The following is a 22,000-nucleotide window of genomic DNA, read 5'->3' on the forward strand; positions in this document are numbered from 1 at the left end:
ACACACAATCTTGCATCACTTGAATAACAGCTATGGAACTACAAGGACAGGGCAATACATAGTACTCAAAACCTTATGCGTGACACTCCCAAGGAAAAGGCCAGAAATATCCGAATGACCCTGTGATCCCATAATTATCAGATCATATTCTTTAGATTTTGAAATATCGGCTAATATTTTACCAGGTAATCCACGAATCGGTTTAAGGGTATAATCTACACCCCTATCTCTGAAAATTTCTTCTGCAACTTTCAGGATATTTTCGGATTTGCTTTTACATATCTCCTCTAGATCACATAGTAATGGACTTGGTACTTCCATTATACTTGGATTCAAGTCATAACAATTAATAATTGTTACATGGGAGCCCATTTGTTTTGCAATAGAAAGTGCGCAATGAGCTGCATTTATTGAATAGGTAGAATCATCAAAAGGAAGGAGGATTTTTTCGAATTTCATTACAATGGTTCCTTGGGAGGTGAAAGTAGCATTTGTTATGCTTGGTGCACATGCAATGAATTGTATCTCTGTAAAAAGGATAGCATTTCGATCGGAAAAATCAAACTATAAAATCCAAGACTAAGATGTCAAACCCTTTTGTGCACTCAATACTCCAAGTACACCTCCATAGGTGATAGAGCTAATAGCCAGTGGCGTATTTGCTACCGCACCTTTATACAGGCTCGTGTAATCTAATCTCAGTACTCTAGTTGCTATACTATTCATAATAAAATGATCAGTGCTGTCTCATAGTTGAATATGTACTTAACTTGACAGGAGAAGAGATATTTGATGAACGAAAACTGCAGGTGATTTACATTATCGCCTACCCTTGGCGACATAGCTAACCAGTCGGCCCCGAACTTGCGACAAGAAACACCGCACTGTACCTAATTAGCCATTATCAAGTGATACATTGAGCCATTCAAGAGCTTCAGCGAAACTTCTAAAAACTTCAGTGTTTACATCTGCACCTTCAATAAGTGTCTGGTGTACACGCGAAGATCCGTATGTAAGGTCAACTGGAGATACAAAAGTACATTTTTCTTCTCGCAATTATCTGTAAAATATCTCCATGGCTACGGTTTGCGCCTTCTGTCTTTATCGAATAATTCACTAAAGCCTTTATTCATTTTTCTGTGACAAAAAAGAAGTCACTCTTCTTTTTTGTCAACTTTCCTACATTCTGTGTAGTTCGGCATATGGTTTTCTGTCAAACAGGATCACCTTCTATCTCCCCTGAATAAAAGAGTATAGTTCGCTTTTATTCTTCTGGCACAATCGTTGCTTTTCTTGAATCAAAGAAACCATCAACTATTGAAGGGAAAAGCATGGAACTCTTAAAAGAACGAGAAGAACAGATTCATCGAACAGGTGAACAACCTTTCACTCTGACATGTAATAAAGACTCTCTGGCTGGAGCTGTGAGTCAACGGGCCTGTGTGTTCTGTGGCTCACGGGTGGTGCTTTATCCCATCGCCGATGCCCTGCATCTGGTTCACGGTCCAATCGGCTGTGCTGTTTATACCTGGGACATCCGGGGAGCGCTGTCTTCGGGTCCCGAACTGCATCGTCTTTCATTTTCAACGGATCTTCAGGAAATAGATGTCATCTTCGGAGGCGAAAAGAAACTGACAAACGCCCTCTTTGAACTCATCGAACGCCATAGTCCCAAGGCCGCTTTTGTCTATTCCACCTGTATTGTTGGAATCATTGGCGATGATCTCGAAGCTGTGTGCAGAAATGTGCAAAAAGAGGTGAACATCCCGGTAATCCCTGTGAAATCAGAAGGCTTCAAGGGAAACAAACGTGCAGGCTACACCGCTGCCTGCAATGCCATGGCTCGTCTTATCGGTACCGGCGATACCACGGGAATATCTCCCTACTCCATTAATATTCTGGGTGATTTCAATCTGGCGGGTGAGATCTGGATGATCCGTGAATATTTCGAACGTATAGGGGTTGAGGTGGTGGCCAATATCACCGGAGATGGACGAATAGCGGATATTCAGCGTGCCCATGGTGCCGCCCTCAATGTTGTGCAGTGTTCCGGATCAACTATGGATCTGGCCAAAGTGATGGAGGATGAATATGGGATTCCTTCCATGCGGGTATCCTATTTCGGTGTCGAAGATATGGCCCAGGCCCTCTATGACGTGGCCGGACATTTCAACAACCCGGAAATCATGGCGAAAACACAAGCGCTTGTAAAAGAAGAACTGCAGGAACTGCTGCCAAAACTTGAGTTTTACAAAAAAGCATTGACCGGCAAAAAAGCAGCTATCTATGTGGGTGGCTCTTTCAAGGCTTTTTCTCTGGTCAAGGCTTTTCGTCTGCTGGGTATGGATGTGGTCATGGTGGGCAGCCAGACAGGTACCGAACAGGAGTATCGTGAACTCGCCGAAATCACTGACCCTGGCACCATCATTGTTGACGACACCAACCCCCTTGAACTTACCAGTTTTCTAGAAGAAAAAACTGTGGATATCTTCGTCGGCGGAGTCAAGGAACGCCCCATTGCCTACAAACTCGGCGTTGGTTTTTGTGATCATAACCACGAACGTAAAGAGGCCCTGGCTGGATTTGTCGGGATGCTCAATTTTGCCGAAGAAGTGTACTCCTCTGTGATGAGTCCGGTCTGGCGCTTCACCTACCAGAAAGCAGAGAAAAAATAACACTGAGCAGGAAAGCACTGTCTCATTAAACAGTTGTATAAATGAGGGACATTATGTCTAAAAATCCTCCCAATTACATTTCAACCACCAATGCCTGTAAACTTTGCACTCCTTTAGGCGCAGCAATTGCCTTTAAAGGGATTGAAGGTGCGGTTCCCTACCTCCATGGTTCCCAGGGCTGTGCCACCTATATGCGGCGCTATATCATCAGCCATTTTAACGAGCCCATCGATATTGCTTCGTCTTCACTTTCGGAAAAGCATGCAGTCTATGGCGGAGGTGCTAACCTCAAGCTTGGTTTGATAAATGTCACAAAAAAATATCGTCCCCAGCTTATCGGAATTGCCACCACCTGTCTCACCGAGACCATAGGCGACGATGTAAAGATGTTTCTCAACCAGTATGAGCAGGAAGTGAAAGGTGAAAAACCGACCATGGTTGAAGTGGGTACTCCGAGTTACAACGGCACTCACATGGAAGGCTTTCATAATGCTGTGGCTTCTGTGGTCGACGCGCTTGCTGGGAAAAAAGACGGCGGAGCCGAAGGAACTCCAGTGAATATTTTACCAGGATTTGTCTCTCCTGCGGATATCCGTTACCTGAAGGAAATCACAGAAGATTTTTCCCTTAACCCCACGATTTTGCCGGACATCTCGGACACCATGGATGGCCAGGCCGCCAAGACCTACGAAAAGATACAACCAGGTGGAACTCCGATTTCAGCCATAGCTACCATGGGCAATGCCCTGGCCAGCGTGGAATTTGGTCACACCATGAGCGAGAAGAGCGGTGGTGCTATTCTTGCTGAAAAGTTTGCTGTGGAAAATATCAGAATATCTCAGCCCGTGGGGATTCGTGCTTCGGATCGTTTTTTTGATCACCTGGTAAAACTCTCCGGTTTGCCAATTCCTGAGAAACATCGGGCAGAGCGTGGTCGTCTAGTGGATTCCTATGTAGATGGGCACAAATATATCTACGGTAAGAAAGCCATAGTTTACGGAGAAGAAGACATGGTCGTCGGGCTTACAGCCTTTCTGGCCGAGATAGGCGTAATTCCCATACTTTGTGCCTCTGGTGGAAAGAGCAGGAAATTTGCCGAGAAAATCGCTGAAGCCACCGGGGATCTGCTGCCCGAACAGCCCCAGGTCCATGAAGGCATGGACTTCTATGACATCAGTGAGCTTGCCGAAAGCTTAGAGCCTGATCTTCTGGTGGGACATTCCAAGGGATATCCTCTGGCCCAGAAACTTTCCATACCACTTATAAGGGTGGGTTTTCCAATCCACGATCGCATGGGCGGGCAACGTATCCTTCACCTCGGTTACCGGGGGGCACAACAACTGTTCGATCTGATAGTGAACGCCTGCATTGCTAAAAAACAGAGCGATTCACCGATCGGTTATTCGTACATGTGACTTTAATGGCTGGAGGCCTGAGCCCTGCAGTCATAGAGATATTAGTAGTTATAAAAAAGGAGATTCAAATGAAGACAACCGCTTCCACCCCTGATTATTCCCGCCATCCATGCTTTAATGCTGAGGTCAAAGGAAAATTTGGCCGAGTGCATCTTCCCGTGGCACCAAAGTGCAATATTCAGTGTAATTATTGTAACCGCAAGTATGACTGTGTAAACGAATCCCGGCCAGGTGTCACTTCCACCATTCTGTCACCGGAACAGGCTCTTGTCTACATGGATAAGGTCCTGACTGCTGAACCCCGCATCAGTGTCGCAGGTATTGCAGGTCCCGGCGATCCATTTGCCAATGCCAATGAGACCCTTGGCACCATGCAGCTTTTACGGAGACACTATCCGGATCTCATCCTCTGCCTCTCCAGCAATGGTTTGGGTTTGACTCCTCATGTGGATGAGGTTGCCGATATCGGTGTTTCCCATGTCACCGTGACAGTGAATGGCATCGATCCGGAAGTGACAAAGAATATATACAGCTTTGTCCGCGATGGGAAAATCATCTATCGCGGCTTGCAAGCTGCTGAACTTCTTCTAGCCAGACAGATGGCAGCTATTGAAAAGCTGAAATCCCGCGGTGTAACCGTAAAAATCAATTTTATCACCATTCCCGGAATCAATGATCATCACGCTGAAGCCACAGCAGAAACCATGGCAAAAATGGGGGTAGATCTTTTTAACTGCATGGCCATGCTCCCCAATGCAGATACACCTTTTGCAGATGTGGTGGAACCAACCAAGGCCACTATGAATGCACTGAGGAACGGCTGTGAGAGACATCTTCCTCAGATGCGCCACTGTAAGCGGTGCCGTGCTGATGCTGTTGGTTTACTTGGGAATGACAGATCAGGTGAAATGGCTGGCTGCCTCAATGCCTGTGCCACCATGCCCGCCACTCCTCCAAAGGTACGACCTTACGTCGCAGTGGCCAGCATGGAAGGAATGCTTGTCAATCAGCACCTCGGTGAAACAACCAAGTTTCTTATCTATGGAAAAGAAGATAACGGCTATACACTCGTCGAGGAACGCAAGGCTCCACCCGTTGGTGGAGGGATTGGGCGCTGGGAGGCACTTACCAGATTACTCTATGATTGTCGGGCCGTTATTGTCAGTGACATGGGAGAATCTCCCAGGGAAGTCTTTAAGAGGGCTGGCATCGATCCTATTACCATGTCCGGTTTTATTGAAGCGGGACTGGAGGCTGTTTATACGGGAAAAAATTTAGCTCCCTTGAAAAGAAGGGCCAAGAAAAGTTGTGGCAGCGGTGCTTGTCTAGGTACTGGCACCGGCTGTGGTTGAGTACCATTTGTATCGGACTAAAGAACATGAGGGGAGAGGGCTGACCACTCTCCTCAGTTCTTTTTTTAACCTGATTACCATCGAAACTCAGCTTTGCAACCCGAAACAACTCCTCCTCAGGCGGTTAGGCTGAGGATCAGTGGTAATCAGGTTTTTTAATGTTGCCTCATGTACGATTACCCGGAAAAAGAGGAAACAAAAGCTTACATTTCTCCCCCCCAAAAGAACTGCATAAAACCTGGATTCTACGCCAGTAGCGTATGCTCCAGCAGTATTTTACACCCAATAGTAATCAGGACAAGACCGCCTGCCAGCTCAACCTTCTCTTCAAAGATATGTCCCAGAGATGCTCCAATGTGGGCTCCCGCCAGGGAAAAAAGAAAGGTAACACATCCGATGATAAGTATCGGTTCAACGATGGCAATATCAAGAAAGGAAAATGTAAAGCCGACCACCAGGGCATCAATACTTGTTGCGATTGACAACGAAACAAGAATATAGAGTTTAAGAGGATTGGCCGTATTCTCCCCTTCTTTCAGAATGCGGGACTCATAAATCATCTTTCCTCCAATGAGGCACAGAAGAACGAAGGCAATCCAGTGATCCAGGGCGCGAAAGCTGTCATTGGCAATACTGCCAATGCTCCAGCCAACCAGTGGCATAAGCGCCTGAAAAAAGCTGAAAAAAAGAGCGATGCGCATGGCGTGGTGAAATCGCATCTTGTCAATTATCGCGCCACTGCTGACCGACACTGCAAAGGAATCAGCAGCAAGTCCTGCTGCAATAAAAACAATCTCAGCCAGATTCATATCTTCCTATCCCACATTTCTAATAGGCCAATGAGAAAAATATTTCACCCCAAACTCCCGACGGTAACGGCAGCAATAAAGGCATAACGGGCAAACTTTCCAATAAAGACGAGTACTGCAAAGAGAAAGAAGTTACATCGCAGGGAACCGGCGACCAGACAGAGTGGATCACCAATTATCGGAACCCAGGAGAGCAGGAGTGCCCAGGAACCATACCTGCGAAAGAACGCAGCAGCCCTTTCAGTCTGCTCCATATTCACCCGTAGAACCTTCTGCAGCAAGAAAGCCGAACCCCATATACCGACCCCATAGGTAGTACAAGCCCCGAGGAAATTTCCTACCGTGGCAACCGTCACCGCACTGCCCGGATCAAAAAGCTTGAGGATCAGAGCAACCAGCAGCCACTCGGAGCCCAGGGGCAGAACCGTGGCAGCAAGAAAACTCAGGACAAAAAGGGCCGGAAGGCCATTATTAAGGAGAAACAATTCCATTTCAGCCCCTTCTCTTACTTCTTCGCCTGCTGTGACAGTTCCCCAATGGCCTGTTTCACAAAGGGATATACTGTTTCTGCAATTATTGCATGTCCCTTCTCATTGGGATGAATGGTGTCAGCCTGATTGAGAGCAGCTTCACCGGCAACCTGCTGCAGGAAAAAGGGTATCAGGAGACACCCCTGTTCATGAGCAACGGATGGATAGATCTCAGCAAACTCTCTGGTATAGTCCGCACCAAGGTTCTGAACGATCTGCATGCCGGCAAGCAGTACGGTAATATCAGCTTCCTGGAGGATCTGCACGGCCTTACTGATATTCTGCCGCACCACAACGGGAGGAATACCTCGAAAGCCGTCATTGGCACCCGTTTCCAAAATAACAATTTCAGGTTTCTGAGCGACGATCCATTGCATCCGCGAGAGGGCACCGCTGCTTGTCTCACCACTGATCCCTGCATTGATCACCTGCCAGTGATATCCACCCCTGTGAAGTTTTTTCTCCATGATAGCAGGCCATGCATCCTCTTCCATCACCCCCAGTCCTGCTGTAAGACTGTCACCAACAGCAATGATAGTGCCCTTATAGCGGACAACAACAGCTGGCTTCCCGGTGTCCGTTGGATTTTCCTGCTGATCGCAACCAAGGAGGAGAAAAACACAAAACAGCCAGAAAATCATTCCGAAAATATTCCCGGCTTTGTACTTTAGTCTTATTTTCTTCATCGCTTACTCTTCCTTCTCGTCTCGAAGATAGGCAATCGGTTTCTGCTGTATAATTGAAACAGAGGCTCCAAGACCCACCGCAATAACCAGCACAAGGGTCGCTGTAATCATAAACAGGGTGCTGCCTGGTAAGAACTGGTAGCTAATGTCAAGAACCCGGCGGCAGATAAACCAGCTACCGACATGAGAAATCAGAGCTGCAAGCAGGGCACTTAGCAGTGCAATAATCAGATTTTCATAGCTGAACACCCTGAGGACAAAGGATCCCTTCGCACCTAGAATCTTAAAATAAACAGCCTCACGAATCCTGGTGAGACGGGTTGCGAAAATGGAGCTTATAAGGATCAGTACTCCGGCAACAATTGAAAATGAAGTAAAAAACTGAATAATAGATGACATTTTATGCATTATTCCACCAAGAAGTTTCACCGTGGAGCCAATATCAATAACGCTGATATTGGGTAATCTGCCAGCAAGGGTATTCTGCAACGTGCTCAGCACATCCTGCTCTATTCTGACAGCAGAGAAGATGGTCTGGGGAGCATCCTTAAGAGATCCGTCCGGAAAGACAAAGTAGAAAAATGGTCGCACCTTTGACTCGGTTCGAGTCCGCATACTTGTAACCCGCGCTTTCAAAGGAATACCCTGCACCCTGAAATGCAGCAGATCGCCAATCCGAATATTTCCATTCCTGGCAACGGTATCCAGCACAGAAACGGGCAACTCTCCACGTGCCGACAGTTCATTCACTGCAGTACCAAAAAGGCTTTTCCCCTCAAACAGCTGCTCGTCCTGAAGGAGTACGTTACGATAGGTGAGATTAAATTCACGACTCATGCTGTCCCCCCGTTTTCGTTCCCTGTCCTTCTCTCTATTGATGGCCTGATCATTGATGGCAGCAAGCCTGGCCCTGATGATCGGAAAATACTCTGCCTCTCTTCCAAGGATTTCAGCAAACTCGTTTTTCTGCTCTGACTGGATATCCAGAAAATAAGCATTGGGCAGATCAGCAGGATAAGAATCTATAAATGTGGCCCTGAGATTCTGATCGATCAGGTATATGGAAAAGATAACGGCAAGCGAAGTACTGAGGGTAACAACAAGGGCCCGGGTTGCGTTGTTTGGTCTGAACAAACCGCGCAGGGCCTGGCGGAGTGACAGCGATCGCGGTCTGCTCTTCTTCATACAAAAGAGCAGACCCTGTGTAAAGAGAGATGCCAGGCCAATAAGGATACAGATCCCCATGATGAAATACAAACCGATCTTCACCTCCTCAAGCTGCCAGATAACCAGCCCTGCAAAGAAGACAACAATCAATGCGATTATGCTGTAGTGAAGGATTCCACGCCCTCCCCTGTCAATCTCCCTGCGAAAGATATAGGCAGGTTTTAAATTTCTGAGACGCAGCAGGGGAAGAAGGGAAAACAGGGTCACAACAACCATCCCGAGGGCAAGGCCCTCAAGGACAGCACTCCAGGAAATCGTCAGACTGACGCTGGCCGGCAGTATGCCTCCAAAGAGAATGGGGAAGTAAAGTTGCAGCAGGGAGCTCAGGGTAAGGCCCACAAGCGTCCCCGCTGTGCCGAGCAGCATAACCATGGCCGTAAAGTGGCTGATAATAAAGCGGTTTGTTGCACCAACTGACTTCATTATTGCAATGGTATACTCACTGTCACGAAACACTGCATACAGTGATGTCTGGATACCTATACCGGCCAACACCAAAGTAAAGAGGCCGACAAGGTTGAGGAAGAAGAGGAGGTTGCTGAAAAAACGCTTAATTCGTGAATTATCGGTCTTGAAGGTTGTAACGCTTTCCTGGGGAACAAGCGCTTTTTCTGTAAATTCCCCAACAAGCTTCTCAACCCGAGCAGCATCAGCCACTTTCAGCAGATACTTGAACTGTATTCTGCTGCCTTTTTTGATAAGATCAAGCTTTTCCAGGTCGGCAGCGGCTATAAAGATCCGCGGTCCAAAGGAAAAAAAAGAAACCGGTCGGTCCGGCTCATGGGTGATCACATCAGCAATCTTGAGCGTGGCGGAACCTATCTGGAGACTCTCTCCGATTTCCACCTGGAGACGATCCAGGAGCAGCTGTTCGACGATGATTAATCCTTCACGGAGCACCGTTGAAAACTCCCGCCCCGAGAGCAGTTCCACCCTGCCATAAAAGGGGTATCCCTTTTCAACCACCTTCAGGCCACTGAGAACAGATTTTTCTGATCGTTGACTGCTGGCCATACTGTAAAAGGTGTTCACCAGGGCAGCCTGCAGAACTCCCTGTTCCTCATAGTCGTCTACAGCATCAAGCAGTACTTTGGAAAGGGGATAATGGGACTCCAGCCTGATATCAGCCCCATGGAGTTGCCGGGCATCGTTGAGCATCGAGCGACGGACACTGCCACTGAATCCTCCCAGCGAAGTCAGGATTAACAGGGACAGAGCAACACAGGCCACAAAGATAAGGGACTGTTTGCGAGAACTATTAATCTGCCTGAGAATGAAACGAAGATGCAGCATCAGCTCAGTCTTCATCCTCTTGAGAGTGGATCATCCTGCCATCTAGCAGCCGAAAGACATGATCCGCCTGGCGGCTTATCTCGCTACTGTGGGTAGCCAGCACCAGTGTCGTTTTGAACTCCCGGCGCAGTTCGAGCAGGAGTTCCATAATGTTTTTGCCATTTGCCGAATCCAGATTCCCGGTGGGTTCGTCGGCAAAGACGATCTGCGGCTTGTTGATCAAAGCCCGGCAGATAGCAATCCGCTGCTTTTCTCCTCCGGAAAGCTGGTGGGGGAAATTATTCTTTCTCTGGCTCAGTCCCACCCTATGCAGTAACTCTTCTGCCTTCTGAACAGCCTGCGGATCCCGGTTTAATTCGGCGGGGAAGGCAATATTCTCTATGGCAGTGAGGGAAGGAACAAGGTGGAAAGACTGGAAGACATAACCGATTGTCCGGTTCCGAAAGGGAGCAAGTGCATCCTCACTTAAATTGGTAATGTCGGTTCCCGAAAGACCTATTGTCCCCGAATCCGGTCTGTCCAGTCCTGAAAGAAGACTCAACAGCGTTGATTTCCCGCTGCCGCTTTTTCCTTCAACAACGACAAAACCGCCGATTTGAACGGTAAGGCTGACATCATCAAGGACAAGAATTTTCCTGGAGCCAACAATGTAGGACTTACACAGATGAAAAGCTTCGAGCCCTTTACTGGACATAGTATTTTTCCCATTCCAATTCATATACTTCCTACAACAACTCGGTTTTTGCCCGATCTTTTTGCCTGATAGAGTGCCCTGTCGGCCCGTTTTAGCAGTTCGCTCTTCCCAAGCCCCCCGGCAAACTGAGCGATCCCGAAACTGCTTGTTACCTTCAGCCTTGCAGCCGCTGTAACAATCACAGCATCCTGAAGGACACAGCGTATTTTTTCACAGAGGTGGAGGGCCTGTTCCACGGAGGTATCGGGCAGGAGTATGGTAAACTCCTCTCCACCCCACCTGGCCACAAAATCCTGTTCTCTGGTGTTACGCTGCAGGAGTTCTGCAAGCGACTTTAGAACCTCGTCGCCAGCATCATGGCCATGGGTATCATTCACCTCTTTAAAATTGTCGACATCAAGCAATACCAGAGAAAATGGCTCTTTTCTTCTTCTTGCCTCCCTGGTGATCTGGTTAAAAATAAGATCAAAGTGCTGACGATTCGCCAATCCGGTCAGGCGGTCGGTCATGGCCATATCTTCATAACGAGCCTTTGTTTTCTCCTGTCGAAAATAGACATACCCACCAACCATAAAACAGGCCGCAACTACAAGGACTCCAAACATTACCTTTGAAAGCCGCTGTTGGGAGTCACTTAAGGTCTGGTCGGCCCGGTAACTGACAAAATAGGCAGCAGTATCCCCTTTTATATTTTCCACGGGTAGAAAAGTGGCTATCAGAGTCTTCTTTTCCTTAGGAACAGAGGCGACAACGGAGAAGGCCTCACCATCCTGAAGCCTTGAGTCAATTTTCTCACGAAGCTGGCTGTTTATTTTTTTCAAGGTGGCAAAGGAAACAATATTCAGGGCGGGCAGGGCCTCCCTGGTCCGACTCACCACCTCTTTCAGCTTCACATGATATGAAGAAACCCTGCACTGTTCATAATACGAGCGGGCACTGTCCAAAATCGTTTTATCAATAATATCTGACCGTATCATAAAGGAATAGATGGCTGGAAATATGCGGGTGGCAAGGTTTCTAATGGCCAGAAACGGAAAAGAGATTTCCACACTTCCGACAAATTCACCGCGATAATACAGGGGATAGACATTGCGAAATCCATAAATAACAACCCCTTCCTCAAAGCCGTTTATGGCCTTGCCGGTTTCATTCACCAGGCCAATAGAGTACCGTACACCTTCCAATGAATCGCCGAAGAGAGCTGGTTTATGAAAGCGAAGAAAACTGATGCTGCCAGGCAGATGGAAGTGCAGGATACTTTTACCACCCTGTCCCTGTAGATTTCGGTACAGTGGCAGCAGCTTGTAATAGAGGGCTTCCCGCTTGCGTTGCTGTTCCATGGCAGAACCCTTGCTGGCTGTTGCCATGGTGGAAAGTATGTCCTCCTTATTGATAATATTGCTAAAGAGGGCATCTGCCAGGCTATTCAGAGAATAGATAAGAGCCTTCAGCTGATACTCCTGCTGGATCGTCGCGTTTTCCAGATAGTTAGATTCCCGTTCTTTTTTTTGAAAATAGAGGAAACTGAGTACTAGAGACGTAAAAATGGTTACGAGAAGCACATGATACAAAAATTTGTTTTTGATTTCTGCCATAAAGATAGACGCTCTCATCCAATTTCTCAGTTCTAGCGGTAAAGAAGCACCCCGTTACTGTTCCTGGGAAAGTACGGGCAACAGCACTCGGACGGTTGTTCCCCTGCCAACAGTACTCTCGACCAGTATGGCACCATGGTGGGCCTGCAGGATCCCTACAATCAAGGTAAGCCCAAGTCCTCTTCCTACAAATCTGGTGGAATAAAAAGGTTCAAAAATCCGGGACAGATTCTCCGGACTGATACCATGGCCACTATCCCTTATCTGGCAAAATACGTACTGCCCGGCTTTTATGCCTGCTCCCTGGAAGATCACCGGAAAGGCACTTGCTGTAAAAAATTTGCTTCCAAAGGATACCTCGATCTCTCCTGCTTTGTCATCAAGAGACTCGACTGCATTGTCAACTATATTCTTAATGACATCCTTCATCTGCTGTGGATCCAGAAAACAGGAAAGTGGCTGATCCGCGGCAATAAAGTTGAGTGTAACTGAAGAGGGCAGGTCAACTTTCAGCAGCGAAACAATGCCCTTGACAATATCTGGAAGTGATTGCTGTTCAAGCCTGGAGGAATGCTGTCCCACATAGTTCAGCATCATCGAGCCAATCTGTGAAGCATCTTTTGCGGCCTGAACTGCACTCGAGGCCATTTCCTGCTGATCTGATCCCTCAGGCAGCGTATAAAGCATCATATTCAGATTACCGAGCACTGCCGTCATGGTATTGTTAAAGCGATGGGCAATAGCTCCTGCCATTGTTTTCAGACTGGCAAGTTTTTTAAGTTCCTCTACCTGACGGCTTGTCTCTATTCGTTGTTCCTGAAGTTCTTTTTCTTTCGTGATATCACGAATTATCTCCATACAGGATATTGTACCGTCATGATTATCTATCGGTGTTGCCACAACTTCAAAGATGCTTCCGTCACTCCGTTTAACCTCATAGTTCATCATTTTCTTCTGTTCAATCACCTCTTCCAGCTTGCAGAAGGAGCAGGGATCCCCCTGTTCCATAATGACACTATGGCAGGGCTGGCCGGGCCGACTTCCAAACCATTCAATCATCGTTTTATTCCGACTGTGGACACGATGATCTGAATCGATCACACACAGGCCAATACCGAGATTATCAATGGCTGTGATATACCTTTGCAGCTCCACGGTCCGCCTGGAAATCAACCCCTCAAGGTCATTTTGATGATTCCTCAGTTCCCTTTCCACCTCATAACGTTTCTGAATTGTTTGGTGAAAAGCGAGTGTGGCCGTTGCCAGATCTTTAAATTCGCCAATTCCCTTTTCCTCCATTCGAACCATCTCGGGCAATGGCAAGGGTGTCCCCCTTGTTTGAGCCAGAATATTTAAGGAACTGGCTACTTTTCCCAGCCAACGAGTCAATGTTTTTGCCAGGAGAATGGATAACAGCAGCATTACCATTAAAAACAGAGCTGTCCACAGCATCAAGCGACTCACAACATCATGGTAGGACTCCCTGCTCACCCTGTTCTGAGTAGTGGCATGGCTGGTCAGGCTCACAGAAATACTTTGCCGCTGGCTGAGCATTTCCATAAACAGATTCTGGGCATTTTTAATATGTTGCCCTGCCCGTTGCGGATCAATGGCTACAATATCTGTAGCCATGATAATAAAGGCTTGATACTTCTGGTAGCTTGAAAGCATGCTCTGGACATTCGCAGAAGTTGGCAGCACCGTGCTCAGTCCCTCGACCAGAACCTTCAATTCTTCACCAAGATTCGCCAGATCATCAACGACGGCTGAGTGGATACGGTACAAATCAGCCTCATCCATGACACCCTTTTCTGCATTGGCCAGGCTTCCTGCAACCATCTGATGGATTGCAACCATCTGCTGGTCCAGCCTGGTAATATCCGAAAGAAAGAGAAGATCCTGTTGTGCTGCTCTGAAACGCTCCCGGTTCTCTTTGTCGAGGGTATGCAGTGTCCAGAAAGCCAGAGATGCGGAAAATATGGCAACCAGAAACACAGGCACAAGAAAGAGCCAGAAGAAGGTCCGTCCCTGTTTTCTCATATTCGGTTTCTGGCCCTTAATGCTACTGGAATGCGAAGAAGAAGTACTCATCAGGAACAGATCATAAATTTTTCAGGAGTTCCTGCCACTGTTGCGGTTCTATGCTGGCGACATATTCAAAGCCCTGTCCCCCAAGCGGCCTGAAAACCACAACAATTCCTTCCGGTGTCGGGAAATACCCCATTACATCCATCAGATTCGGTGCATGGGCAACAAGAACCAGATTTGTCCCTTCAGGCACCGGAGCTGAGAGCAAGCGCTTCGTATTGGCTATTCTGGGTACTTTTTCTCTGCTTGTCAGATTAGAGGTATACATCAGATATTCATTTGTAATAAACTCTGTCCCGAACGCTGCCATGGCAGTTTCCTTAGTCCTGCACATGGGACTGCTCTGGATCTCGCCAACCGGAATACCAGCCCGACGGATCGCCTCACCCACCTGCATAGAAATTTTCAGCCCCTCATCGGATAGCGGTCGCTGGGTTGAACAGTCATTCAGATCAACTCCTGGCACCAGGTCCGGACGTGATGTATCAGTGGGACCATGACGCATATACAGAACATATCCTCCCTCCTGCAATTGCCTTATCGTCTCCACCGTTGCCGCCTTTCGTTCAAAGACGGGAAAATCTGCGGCGCTCACCACCTGGAAAGGAACGATCAGTAAAAACACTCCGGCAAGGAAGCATTGCAGTTGACAGTTATACATATGTTTTTGCATGGGCAGTCCTCATGTGTAAAAAAAACTCAATGTAAAACGACAGCTAATCATAAGCTATTACCCATAACTTTCCAGTCAAATCGTGTTGTTCAGCGGAATTTTCTTCGGAAAAGAATCACAAAAGTGAGGGCAAGGTGTGGAGAGAATCTACAAAAAAATCAATTTACGGATCAGTAAACTGCTGTTTGATGTTTAGCCACAAATGGTCACGTAACCATACTGACTTCAGTCTATTTGGTAGAGCTGATTTCATATTCGGATTTTAACCGCTTGTGCCATTCAAACCTTTTTTCAAAATATTCTGCAGCTGATCCATGATGTAGGAGGCTTCTTTTTTCAGATTCTTAAACAGCTGTTCACAGCCACCAAGGTTTCCTTCTCTTCCCTGCGTCTCCAGAGTATTGCAAATTTCGGACATCATGACGGCCCCCACTGCGCCGTTCATTGATTTCATAGTATGGGCCGCCTGGTGTAAGGCTTCGACATCCTGATTGCTGATTGCATCAGCCAGGGACTGCATTAAGATTGGAGCTCTCTCAAAATAGCTTTCAATAATACCCCTGATAATGTCAGGTCCGCCCTGTTGTTGTATTTGGAGGTAACTCTGCAACATTTGAACATCAAAGCGCATTTTTTCAGATGGCAGATCATCCCCCTCATCATTCTCCCTGACGGTTCCACTCGTCTCCTGCTCCCATCCAGATGCCCATCTACTGAGGACAGAGTGAAGGTCCTTCTGACATAGAGGTTTGCTCAAATAGTCATCCATTCCGGCTGCAAGACAGCGTTCACGGTCACCACTCAACGCGTGGGCTGTCAGGGCTATTATAGGAGTACGAGAGCTTCCGTTCTGTTTTTCGAACCTTCGTATTTCATCAGTTGCCATATAGCCATCAAGCTCGGGCATCTGGCAGTCCATGAAAATCAGATCATATTTCTTCCGTTTAACTGCTTCAACTGCCTCTCTGCCATTTACGACCAGATCTACCCTGCAGCCAAAAAATTTCAGCATCGCCTCGGCAACAATCTGATTGGTCCGGTTATCCTCGGCAAGGAGTACCTGGTAGTCATATATCCGGTTCTCCAGCACCTGTTCCTCCTCCTGGTATTCTGACAGAGCAGTGTCCTGATCTTGAGGGATCTGCAAAAGAATGGAAAACCAGAAAACCGAACCTTTCCCGGGTTCACTTTCCACATCAATTGTTCCCTCCATCATTTCCACCAGTTGCCGTGAAATTGTCAGCCCCAGACCAGTCCCCCCATATTTTCGTGTTGTACTGCTATCTGCCTGGGAAAAGGTGTCAAAGACAGTTTTTATCTGTTCTCTAGCAATCCCGATTCCGGTATCACGCACCTCAAAACGCAACAGGCATGCCCCATCCCGCAGTTCTACAAGTAAGGCATTAACATTCACACTGCCGTGATTGGTAAATTTAATTGCATTACCAATGAGGTTAATAAGAATCTGACGTAATCGTGCCGGATCGCCATAGACGATTCTGGGAACACCTTCTTCAACACTAGTGGTCAGGGATAATTTTTTTTCATTGGCTGCCTGGGAAAACAAATCATAAACGGATTCGATCATCTCCCTGAGATCAAAATTGATTCTATCAAGTTCAAACCTCCCCGCCTCGATCTTTGAAAAATCAAGAAGCTCGTTGATTACATACAGAAGGTCTTTTCCGGAAGCGTGAATGGTTTGAACAAGCTGTCTGTGTTTCTCTGGCAGGTCTGCATGAAGGAGCAAATCAGCCACCCCGAGAACCCCGTTCATTGGCGTTCTGATCTCGTGACTCATGTTGGCAAGAAATTCACTTTTGGCACGATTGGCTGCCTCAGCAGCGTCCTTTGCTGCGAGCAGTTGAACGGTCCGGTCTGCAACTTTTTGCTCAAGGGTCTGCTGGTATTGTTTAACTTCTTTTTGCGAAGTGCGCAGCCTGTCTGTCATCATGTTGAAATTCTCAGCCAAAACAGAGAGTTCAAGTCCACCTTCTATTTCAATACGACCAGTCAGATCACCTGTAGCGATTTTCTGGGTCGCCTTCGTCAGTGTTTTAATAGGGTTCGTGATTTTTCTGGTCAGGAACAGGGTTGCAAGTATGGCCAGGGTAAGAATACTGAAGGTAAGGGTAAAAATTGCCCGTATGGCGTCATTAATCTGCTGACGCATGGGCTGTTTTGAGAGAATTAGACGGACGTAGCCGATCACTTCCGGCAAACCACTCTCCAGAGTACCATCATCAAGCTCCAATGAGTCACTGGTTGATCCCTGATTGACAATCGGACAAATAAACTGAATATCTTCCTCCTGTTCGAAAACAGTTACAACATCTTCAAAAGAAGAGTTGTCTTCCTTCGGTCCTGCAGGGAAGTCAGGGAGGGGGGCTGGCTTGAAACCAGTAACATGGTATTTTTCAATAAGTACCGTTTTATCGGCACGAAGCAGAGACAGGTAAACGGTTTCTTCATCTGTTATCACTGTTGCATGCTGAAGGCTCTCCCGGTCTTCGGCAAAAACCGCATATTCGCTGAACCTAGCTATCAGCTTACTTTTTTCTGTCCCTTGAGTCAGCAGAGCTTCAAGTCCGTCAAGGTGTTTCTGATATACTTCAACAGCTGTTATGCATAGACCTGTAGTCAGAACCAGGAATATTGACAAGAGGTTGAATTTACCAGCTAGACTTGATCCTTTTCTGTGGCTCATATTTTGCTTTTCCTCACTAGTAAACCTCCGCGGCCTCTTGAATCAGAAGAGGATCAAGTGTCAGGCGAAGATGGTCTGCAGTTTTCAAATTCAGCTCATACATTACCTTCTCGGGGGTGACTGGTGCGATATCACTCACCTTCGTTCCAGAGAAAATTTTTTCTGCAATCACACCACATTGCCTGCCCAAATCCATATAATCCCATGTGAGAGCAAAAAGTGCCCCTGCTTTCACCCAGGATGAAGAAAGGCCGACGAAAGCAATATGGTTACGGAAGGATGAGAGCAGCACAGCCTTGGCCGTTTTATTTGAATAAACCGTATTGTCCGGGATCCCAAGCAACATACTTGCTTTTCGACCAAGGGATTTGAGTGCAGGGGGAAGATCTGTAATCGTTGCCACCGGGATTGCATCAATCTCGATGCCAAACTGTTCTGCACTTTTTTTCATGACGGCAACTAACTGGCTGTTTTCCTCAGGATTGTACAGTATGGCTATACGGTCAATGGCGGGGAAGAAACGTCGGACCCACTGAAGCCGGACCTCTGGAGGATAACATAACAGAACACCTGTTGCCCTGGGAGAGTGAACAAAAACCTGCTCGTTCAACACCATGGCTGCAACCAGTGGTACATCGGGAATTGAGTTCAAGCCAACTTGGGTTGCGTTTGAACCAATGGTTAACAGAAGAGCCGGCTTTTGCTCATTGATTTCCTTTATAATTTTTCTGTTCTCTTCCTCTGTTCTTTGTAAAAAGTAATGCTCAAATCTTGCATCCGGAAACTTCTCAAGCACCTGTTTCCTGAATCCTTCGATCACCAGAATGCAGTATTCAGAGTTATGACTGCTCAATGAGACTATGGGCGATCTTTCCATGGCCAAAAGGCCCCGCCAAGCAAGAACAACACAAAATATCACTCCAATCAGGATGAGGTACAGTGATGATGACCATTTAGGCATTGCTGAACGCATTGGATCACCTGATTAAAATGAATAATCGAGTTTAACTCTAAATGTACGACCATCCTGATCAATGGCGTCCTGATAATGTTCTTCCGAAGCGGGATAGGCATATTTTCGATCGAAAAGGTTGTATATGCTTGCTGACAAGGTCACACCTTTAATCACATTCTTGCTGAGAAAAGTAAGATTTGTCAGGAAAAAATCATCGGTCATATTCTCATTTAATGTCTTACGCCCACTTTCATATTGCACTTCCAGGCCTGCCATCAGTTTGTTTTCTAAAAGAGGAATCATGACATTAGCCTTAGCCATATTGAGCGGTGAATTAACCATCCTTTCACCAGTCGATTTGTTTTTGGCGTTCTGGTAGGAATAACTGACTGATCCAGCCCACCCGTTATCCCAACGCCCCTCAATCTGAACCTCTCCTCCCATGGCTTCTGCCTTCCCTAGATTTTTAAAAACAAGCAGTTCATCGGCAGGGTCTGTGGTCAGGACAAGCAGGTCTTTAATCTTGTTATGGTAGGCTGAAAATACTGCCCGTGTATTCTCAGTAATTTTTTGCTCTACTATGACCTCAAAGGTTTCAATGGTCTCAGGAACGAGATTATCAGCAAGCTTCTGTGTGATATCTCCGTCGTGGTAATAGAGTTCATATGCATTGGGTGCTCTAAAAGCGGTACCATAGAGCAGTTTCAGATTAGTTCGGGAAAGAGGCGTATAGATGAGGGCAATCCTGGGATTTGTAGTGGAACCAACTGTATCGAAATAGTCGTAGCGGACTCCCAGATTAAGAAACAGATTATTCAGAATCCTGATTTCATCCTGCAGAAAAAACGCCCAGGTAAAATCGTTTGATTTGGAATCAAGATACAGCTCATAGGCATCCCATTCTTCCTGCTCCTGACGCAGACTGTCACGAAGTTCTGCTCCAAAGGTCAGTTTTTGCCCTTCAAGCAGGGAAAGAGTTGCTGAAGCTTCAGCTCCCCACCATCTGCCCATGGCCCAGTCAGAAAATTTCTGGAGATCTGAGAGATCACCTTCTTCGGAGTAGTCAACGATCCAGTCGCCATCATATTGATACTGGTCATAGTAGAGACGACCAGTCAATTCGATTGAACTCTCTGTTAAATGTTCGTATTTAAGATCAAGATATGAGTGTTTATCCCAGGTGCGGGTACCGGAATCATTGAATACCGTATCATAGGGTGCTGTTGGAACGCCTTTCTCCCGATTCACATATGCGCCTTCCAGAGTAAAATCACCAAAAGAAAGTTTGCCAAAAAGGTTCTGGAAGTTTTCATCATCAGCTCCGGCTGCAATGCCATGGTTACTGGCTGGATCATCAAATGCCTCAAAGTAAAGATCATCCCCGTTGCTGTCGTGGTAAGTACCTGAGATAAGTAGCTCGAAGCCGTTAGCAAAACGTTTTCCGTAACTCAGGCGTCCCTGGTAACGATCGAAACTGCCGGCTGCTCCTGAAACTTCACCCCCTTGAAAATCCCGGCCTTTTTTGGTTATCACATTGACCACTCCAAAAAAAGCACTGTTACCGTACAGGGATGAGCCTGGCCCGCGCACCACCTCAACTCGATCGATAAGATCAACATCCAGGATAAAGCCACCATCAATGTAGCCACTGTCGTAGATGTTGTCATTCATCCGGTGACCATCGACCAGTTGTAGAAACTTGCTGTTATAATCTCCTCCAATACTGAAACCACGTGAACCGGAATACCCGTAGTTACGATCATAATTCAGATAAAATCCGGGTAAACTGTTGAGGATATCGGCAAGTGTCCTATACCCATATCGCTGGATTTCCCTGGCAGTAACGATACTGATTCTGGCTGGTGCTTCGGTAACTTTCTGGTCGTATTTAGAAGCTGAGTAGACTGAGGCAATGTCCTGAAAGAGTATTTCTTCGCTTGCCACTTCACCCAATCCCAGATCATCTGACTGAGCCATTCCTGAGACAGGCCAGGCCAGAGTAGACAAAGCAAAAAGCATACCTGCGACTTTACAGTACGATTTCATAACAATTCCCTTCTGCAAATAGCCGGATTAATATCTATCTGGTACAACATTTCCAGTTCATACGTTATGGTACATGGAGGAGCACGGTTATTGCGTCCATTTTTCCAGGTACAACTCTTAAGCATCCTCACTTATAAGTCTATCACAGGACCCCTCCGACATTCAAGAGAGGCAGATCATTCTCCTGACTCTTACAGAGAAATATTGCTTTTCCCCTCTCTCGTGCTACCATTGAAAAGTTGCATCAACAAAGAACCTTATCGATTGGAAGTGAAACCATGAAATCATTGTCTGTCTTCTGTGTAAGTCTTTGCTGCACCGTAATGAGTTACCTGCCATCCGCCTATGCAGTTGACGCCAGGTGGCATTTCATCGACACCTTTGAAGGGGTGAATCTCTATCGTGCCCAGGAAAACAAGGAAGGGCTTCTCCCCTTTAAAGCCACAGCGGAGCTTGACATCCCCTATCAACAGATAGTTAAGACCCTCGTCGATACCGAAAAAAAACAGCAGTGGGCACCAAAACTCAAATCAACGACCATTCACAATCAATTTTCAGCAAACCGTTTCGAGTACAGCGAATACTACACCACACCCTGGCCTTTTGAAGATCGGGAATTCCTGCTCATGGGTACAGTGACATACGAAAAGGATCAGATCCTCTTTTCAGGAGTGAACTCTACAAATAAGGCCCTGGCTGCTGATGATCACACCCTGGCTAACGTCGATATTCTTGAATTTGCAATCTTTCCATTGGATGCACAGCGCAGCCGGGTAGAATTCACCTTTTCCGGCGATATGGGCGGCTGGATTCCGGATTTCGTCAAGACAATTATCCAAAAGAAATGGCCGGTACGGTTCATCCAGGCCCTGCAAAGCTATATTAACGAAAACCCAAGCCTTGACACTCTGAGATATAAGAATTTAGAGAAAGGTGAGGTGGTCTTTTCAACCAGACTGTCCACCCAGTCATAAAAGCCCCTCTCTTTTCCTGGAATTACCAGTAGCTTTTCGGGAAAATCTTCCCTCTGGTTATTTTTTTCTTGCAGAAAAATACGTTATAGAGCATTATAGGCAAAGACGTTCGAGTTCTACTTTAAGTAGAAGCATGTTCTTTCACGTATTCCCGCCTAAGTTGTTCTCTTCGTACATCATTCGCTATCGTAGAAATTATTTGCTAATCACCCGAGAGAAACAGCATAAAACTGCATACCAACAGCCGCTCCTGCATTACTACTGAATTGGAATCAAGAAAT

16 protein-coding genes are annotated in these 22,000 nt (G+C 46.7%); 4 read left to right on the top strand and 12 right to left on the bottom strand.

What is annotated here, in order from left to right; all coding sequences use genetic code 11:
- Positions 1 to 30: 30 nt before the first annotated feature.
- Complete coding sequence (locus UWK_RS01760; protein ID WP_015402629.1) at positions 31 to 459, bottom strand: universal stress protein; 429 nt, start codon at positions 457 to 459, stop codon at positions 31 to 33.
- 872 nt (positions 460 to 1,331) lie between these two features.
- Between UWK_RS01760 and nifE the strand changes: the two genes are divergently transcribed.
- From nifE to nifB, 3 genes are all read left to right on the top strand, one after another.
- The gene (gene nifE, locus UWK_RS01765) at positions 1,332 to 2,675 is read left to right on the top strand and encodes a nitrogenase iron-molybdenum cofactor biosynthesis protein NifE (RefSeq protein WP_015402630.1); all 1,344 of its coding nucleotides are present in this window, start codon (positions 1,332 to 1,334) and stop codon (positions 2,673 to 2,675) included.
- A gap of 53 nt (positions 2,676 to 2,728) precedes the next feature.
- A complete protein-coding gene (locus tag UWK_RS01770; RefSeq protein WP_015402631.1) occupies positions 2,729 to 4,090 on the top strand; it encodes a nitrogenase component 1 in 1,362 nt (453 codons plus the stop codon).
- A gap of 68 nt (positions 4,091 to 4,158) precedes the next feature.
- Positions 4,159 to 5,442 (top strand): nitrogenase cofactor biosynthesis protein NifB, encoded by a 1,284-nt coding sequence (gene nifB / locus UWK_RS01775; protein WP_015402632.1) that lies wholly within the window; start codon positions 4,159 to 4,161, stop codon positions 5,440 to 5,442.
- Between the two features lie 245 nt (positions 5,443 to 5,687).
- On the opposite strand, the gene UWK_RS01780 is transcribed toward nifB, so the two are convergent.
- The 11 genes from UWK_RS01780 to UWK_RS01830 all read right to left on the bottom strand — a co-directional run bounded on the left by UWK_RS01780 (position 5,688) and on the right by UWK_RS01830 (position 20,745).
- The gene (locus UWK_RS01780) at positions 5,688 to 6,251 is read right to left on the bottom strand and encodes a manganese efflux pump MntP (RefSeq protein WP_015402633.1); all 564 of its coding nucleotides are present in this window, start codon (positions 6,249 to 6,251) and stop codon (positions 5,688 to 5,690) included.
- Between the two features lie 44 nt (positions 6,252 to 6,295).
- Entirely contained in the window at positions 6,296 to 6,742 is a 447-nt protein-coding gene (locus UWK_RS01785) for a YqaA family protein (protein WP_015402634.1), read from the bottom strand.
- Positions 6,743 to 6,756: 14 nt separating this feature from the next.
- Positions 6,757 to 7,467 carry an arylesterase gene (locus UWK_RS01790; protein WP_015402635.1) on the bottom strand — a complete coding sequence of 237 codons (711 nt, stop codon included), beginning with the start codon at positions 7,465 to 7,467 and terminating at the stop codon, positions 6,757 to 6,759.
- Between the two features lie 3 nt (positions 7,468 to 7,470).
- Positions 7,471 to 9,987 (bottom strand): ABC transporter permease, encoded by a 2,517-nt coding sequence (locus UWK_RS01795; protein ID WP_015402636.1) that lies wholly within the window; start codon positions 9,985 to 9,987, stop codon positions 7,471 to 7,473.
- A 4-nt stretch (positions 9,988 to 9,991) separates the two neighbouring features.
- On the bottom strand, positions 9,992 to 10,681 hold the full coding sequence (locus UWK_RS01800; RefSeq protein ID WP_041916547.1) for an ABC transporter ATP-binding protein: 690 nt from the start codon (positions 10,679 to 10,681) through the stop codon (positions 9,992 to 9,994).
- A gap of 20 nt (positions 10,682 to 10,701) precedes the next feature.
- On the bottom strand, positions 10,702 to 12,276 hold the full coding sequence (locus UWK_RS18050; protein ID WP_015402638.1) for a sensor domain-containing diguanylate cyclase: 1,575 nt from the start codon (positions 12,274 to 12,276) through the stop codon (positions 10,702 to 10,704).
- Positions 12,277 to 12,330: 54 nt separating this feature from the next.
- Positions 12,331 to 14,316 carry a two-component system sensor histidine kinase NtrB gene (locus UWK_RS01810; protein WP_015402639.1) on the bottom strand — a complete coding sequence of 662 codons (1,986 nt, stop codon included), beginning with the start codon at positions 14,314 to 14,316 and terminating at the stop codon, positions 12,331 to 12,333.
- A gap of 61 nt (positions 14,317 to 14,377) precedes the next feature.
- Positions 14,378 to 15,037, bottom strand: a complete 660-nt coding sequence (locus tag UWK_RS01815; protein ID WP_015402640.1) for a histidine phosphatase family protein — start codon at positions 15,035 to 15,037, stop codon at positions 14,378 to 14,380.
- A gap of 262 nt (positions 15,038 to 15,299) precedes the next feature.
- Complete coding sequence (locus UWK_RS18055; RefSeq protein WP_015402641.1) at positions 15,300 to 17,744, bottom strand: ATP-binding protein; 2,445 nt, start codon at positions 17,742 to 17,744, stop codon at positions 15,300 to 15,302.
- A 16-nt stretch (positions 17,745 to 17,760) separates the two neighbouring features.
- On the bottom strand, positions 17,761 to 18,717 hold the full coding sequence (locus tag UWK_RS01825) for an ABC transporter substrate-binding protein (protein WP_015402642.1): 957 nt from the start codon (positions 18,715 to 18,717) through the stop codon (positions 17,761 to 17,763).
- Between the two features lie 12 nt (positions 18,718 to 18,729).
- On the bottom strand, positions 18,730 to 20,745 hold the full coding sequence (locus UWK_RS01830; protein ID WP_015402643.1) for a TonB-dependent receptor plug domain-containing protein: 2,016 nt from the start codon (positions 20,743 to 20,745) through the stop codon (positions 18,730 to 18,732).
- A 278-nt stretch (positions 20,746 to 21,023) separates the two neighbouring features.
- On the opposite strand from UWK_RS01830, the gene UWK_RS01835 reads away from it, so the two are divergent.
- A complete protein-coding gene (locus UWK_RS01835; RefSeq protein ID WP_015402644.1) occupies positions 21,024 to 21,719 on the top strand; it encodes an SRPBCC family protein in 696 nt (231 codons plus the stop codon).
- Positions 21,720 to 22,000: the final 281 nt, after the last annotated feature.

It is taken from the genome of Desulfocapsa sulfexigens DSM 10523 (assembly GCF_000341395.1).
GTDB classification, from domain to species: Bacteria; Desulfobacterota; Desulfobulbia; order Desulfobulbales; family Desulfocapsaceae; genus Desulfocapsa; species Desulfocapsa sulfexigens.

Bases quoted from the DNA above. Each gene is read 5' to 3' on its own strand.
- UWK_RS01760 (WP_015402629.1), bottom strand. From the start codon at position 459: ATGAAATTCGAAAAAATCCTCCTTCCTTTTGATGATTCTACCTATTCA.
- nifE (WP_015402630.1), top strand. From the start codon at position 1,332: ATGGAACTCTTAAAAGAACGAGAAGAACAGATTCATCGAACAGGTGAA.
- UWK_RS01770 (WP_015402631.1), top strand. From the start codon at position 2,729: ATGTCTAAAAATCCTCCCAATTACATTTCAACCACCAATGCCTGTAAA.
- nifB (WP_015402632.1), top strand. From the start codon at position 4,159: ATGAAGACAACCGCTTCCACCCCTGATTATTCCCGCCATCCATGCTTT.
- UWK_RS01780 (WP_015402633.1), bottom strand. From the start codon at position 6,251: ATGAATCTGGCTGAGATTGTTTTTATTGCAGCAGGACTTGCTGCTGAT.
- UWK_RS01785 (WP_015402634.1), bottom strand. From the start codon at position 6,742: ATGGAATTGTTTCTCCTTAATAATGGCCTTCCGGCCCTTTTTGTCCTG.
- UWK_RS01790 (WP_015402635.1), bottom strand. From the start codon at position 7,467: ATGAAGAAAATAAGACTAAAGTACAAAGCCGGGAATATTTTCGGAATG.
- UWK_RS01795 (WP_015402636.1), bottom strand. From the start codon at position 9,987: ATGCTGCATCTTCGTTTCATTCTCAGGCAGATTAATAGTTCTCGCAAA.
- UWK_RS01800 (WP_041916547.1), bottom strand. From the start codon at position 10,681: ATGTCCAGTAAAGGGCTCGAAGCTTTTCATCTGTGTAAGTCCTACATT.
- UWK_RS18050 (WP_015402638.1), bottom strand. From the start codon at position 12,276: ATGGCAGAAATCAAAAACAAATTTTTGTATCATGTGCTTCTCGTAACC.
- UWK_RS01810 (WP_015402639.1), bottom strand. From the start codon at position 14,316: ATGAGAAAACAGGGACGGACCTTCTTCTGGCTCTTTCTTGTGCCTGTG.
- UWK_RS01815 (WP_015402640.1), bottom strand. From the start codon at position 15,037: ATGCAAAAACATATGTATAACTGTCAACTGCAATGCTTCCTTGCCGGA.
- UWK_RS18055 (WP_015402641.1), bottom strand. From the start codon at position 17,744: ATGAGCCACAGAAAAGGATCAAGTCTAGCTGGTAAATTCAACCTCTTG.
- UWK_RS01825 (WP_015402642.1), bottom strand. From the start codon at position 18,717: ATGCGTTCAGCAATGCCTAAATGGTCATCATCACTGTACCTCATCCTG.
- UWK_RS01830 (WP_015402643.1), bottom strand. From the start codon at position 20,745: ATGAAATCGTACTGTAAAGTCGCAGGTATGCTTTTTGCTTTGTCTACT.
- UWK_RS01835 (WP_015402644.1), top strand. From the start codon at position 21,024: ATGAAATCATTGTCTGTCTTCTGTGTAAGTCTTTGCTGCACCGTAATG.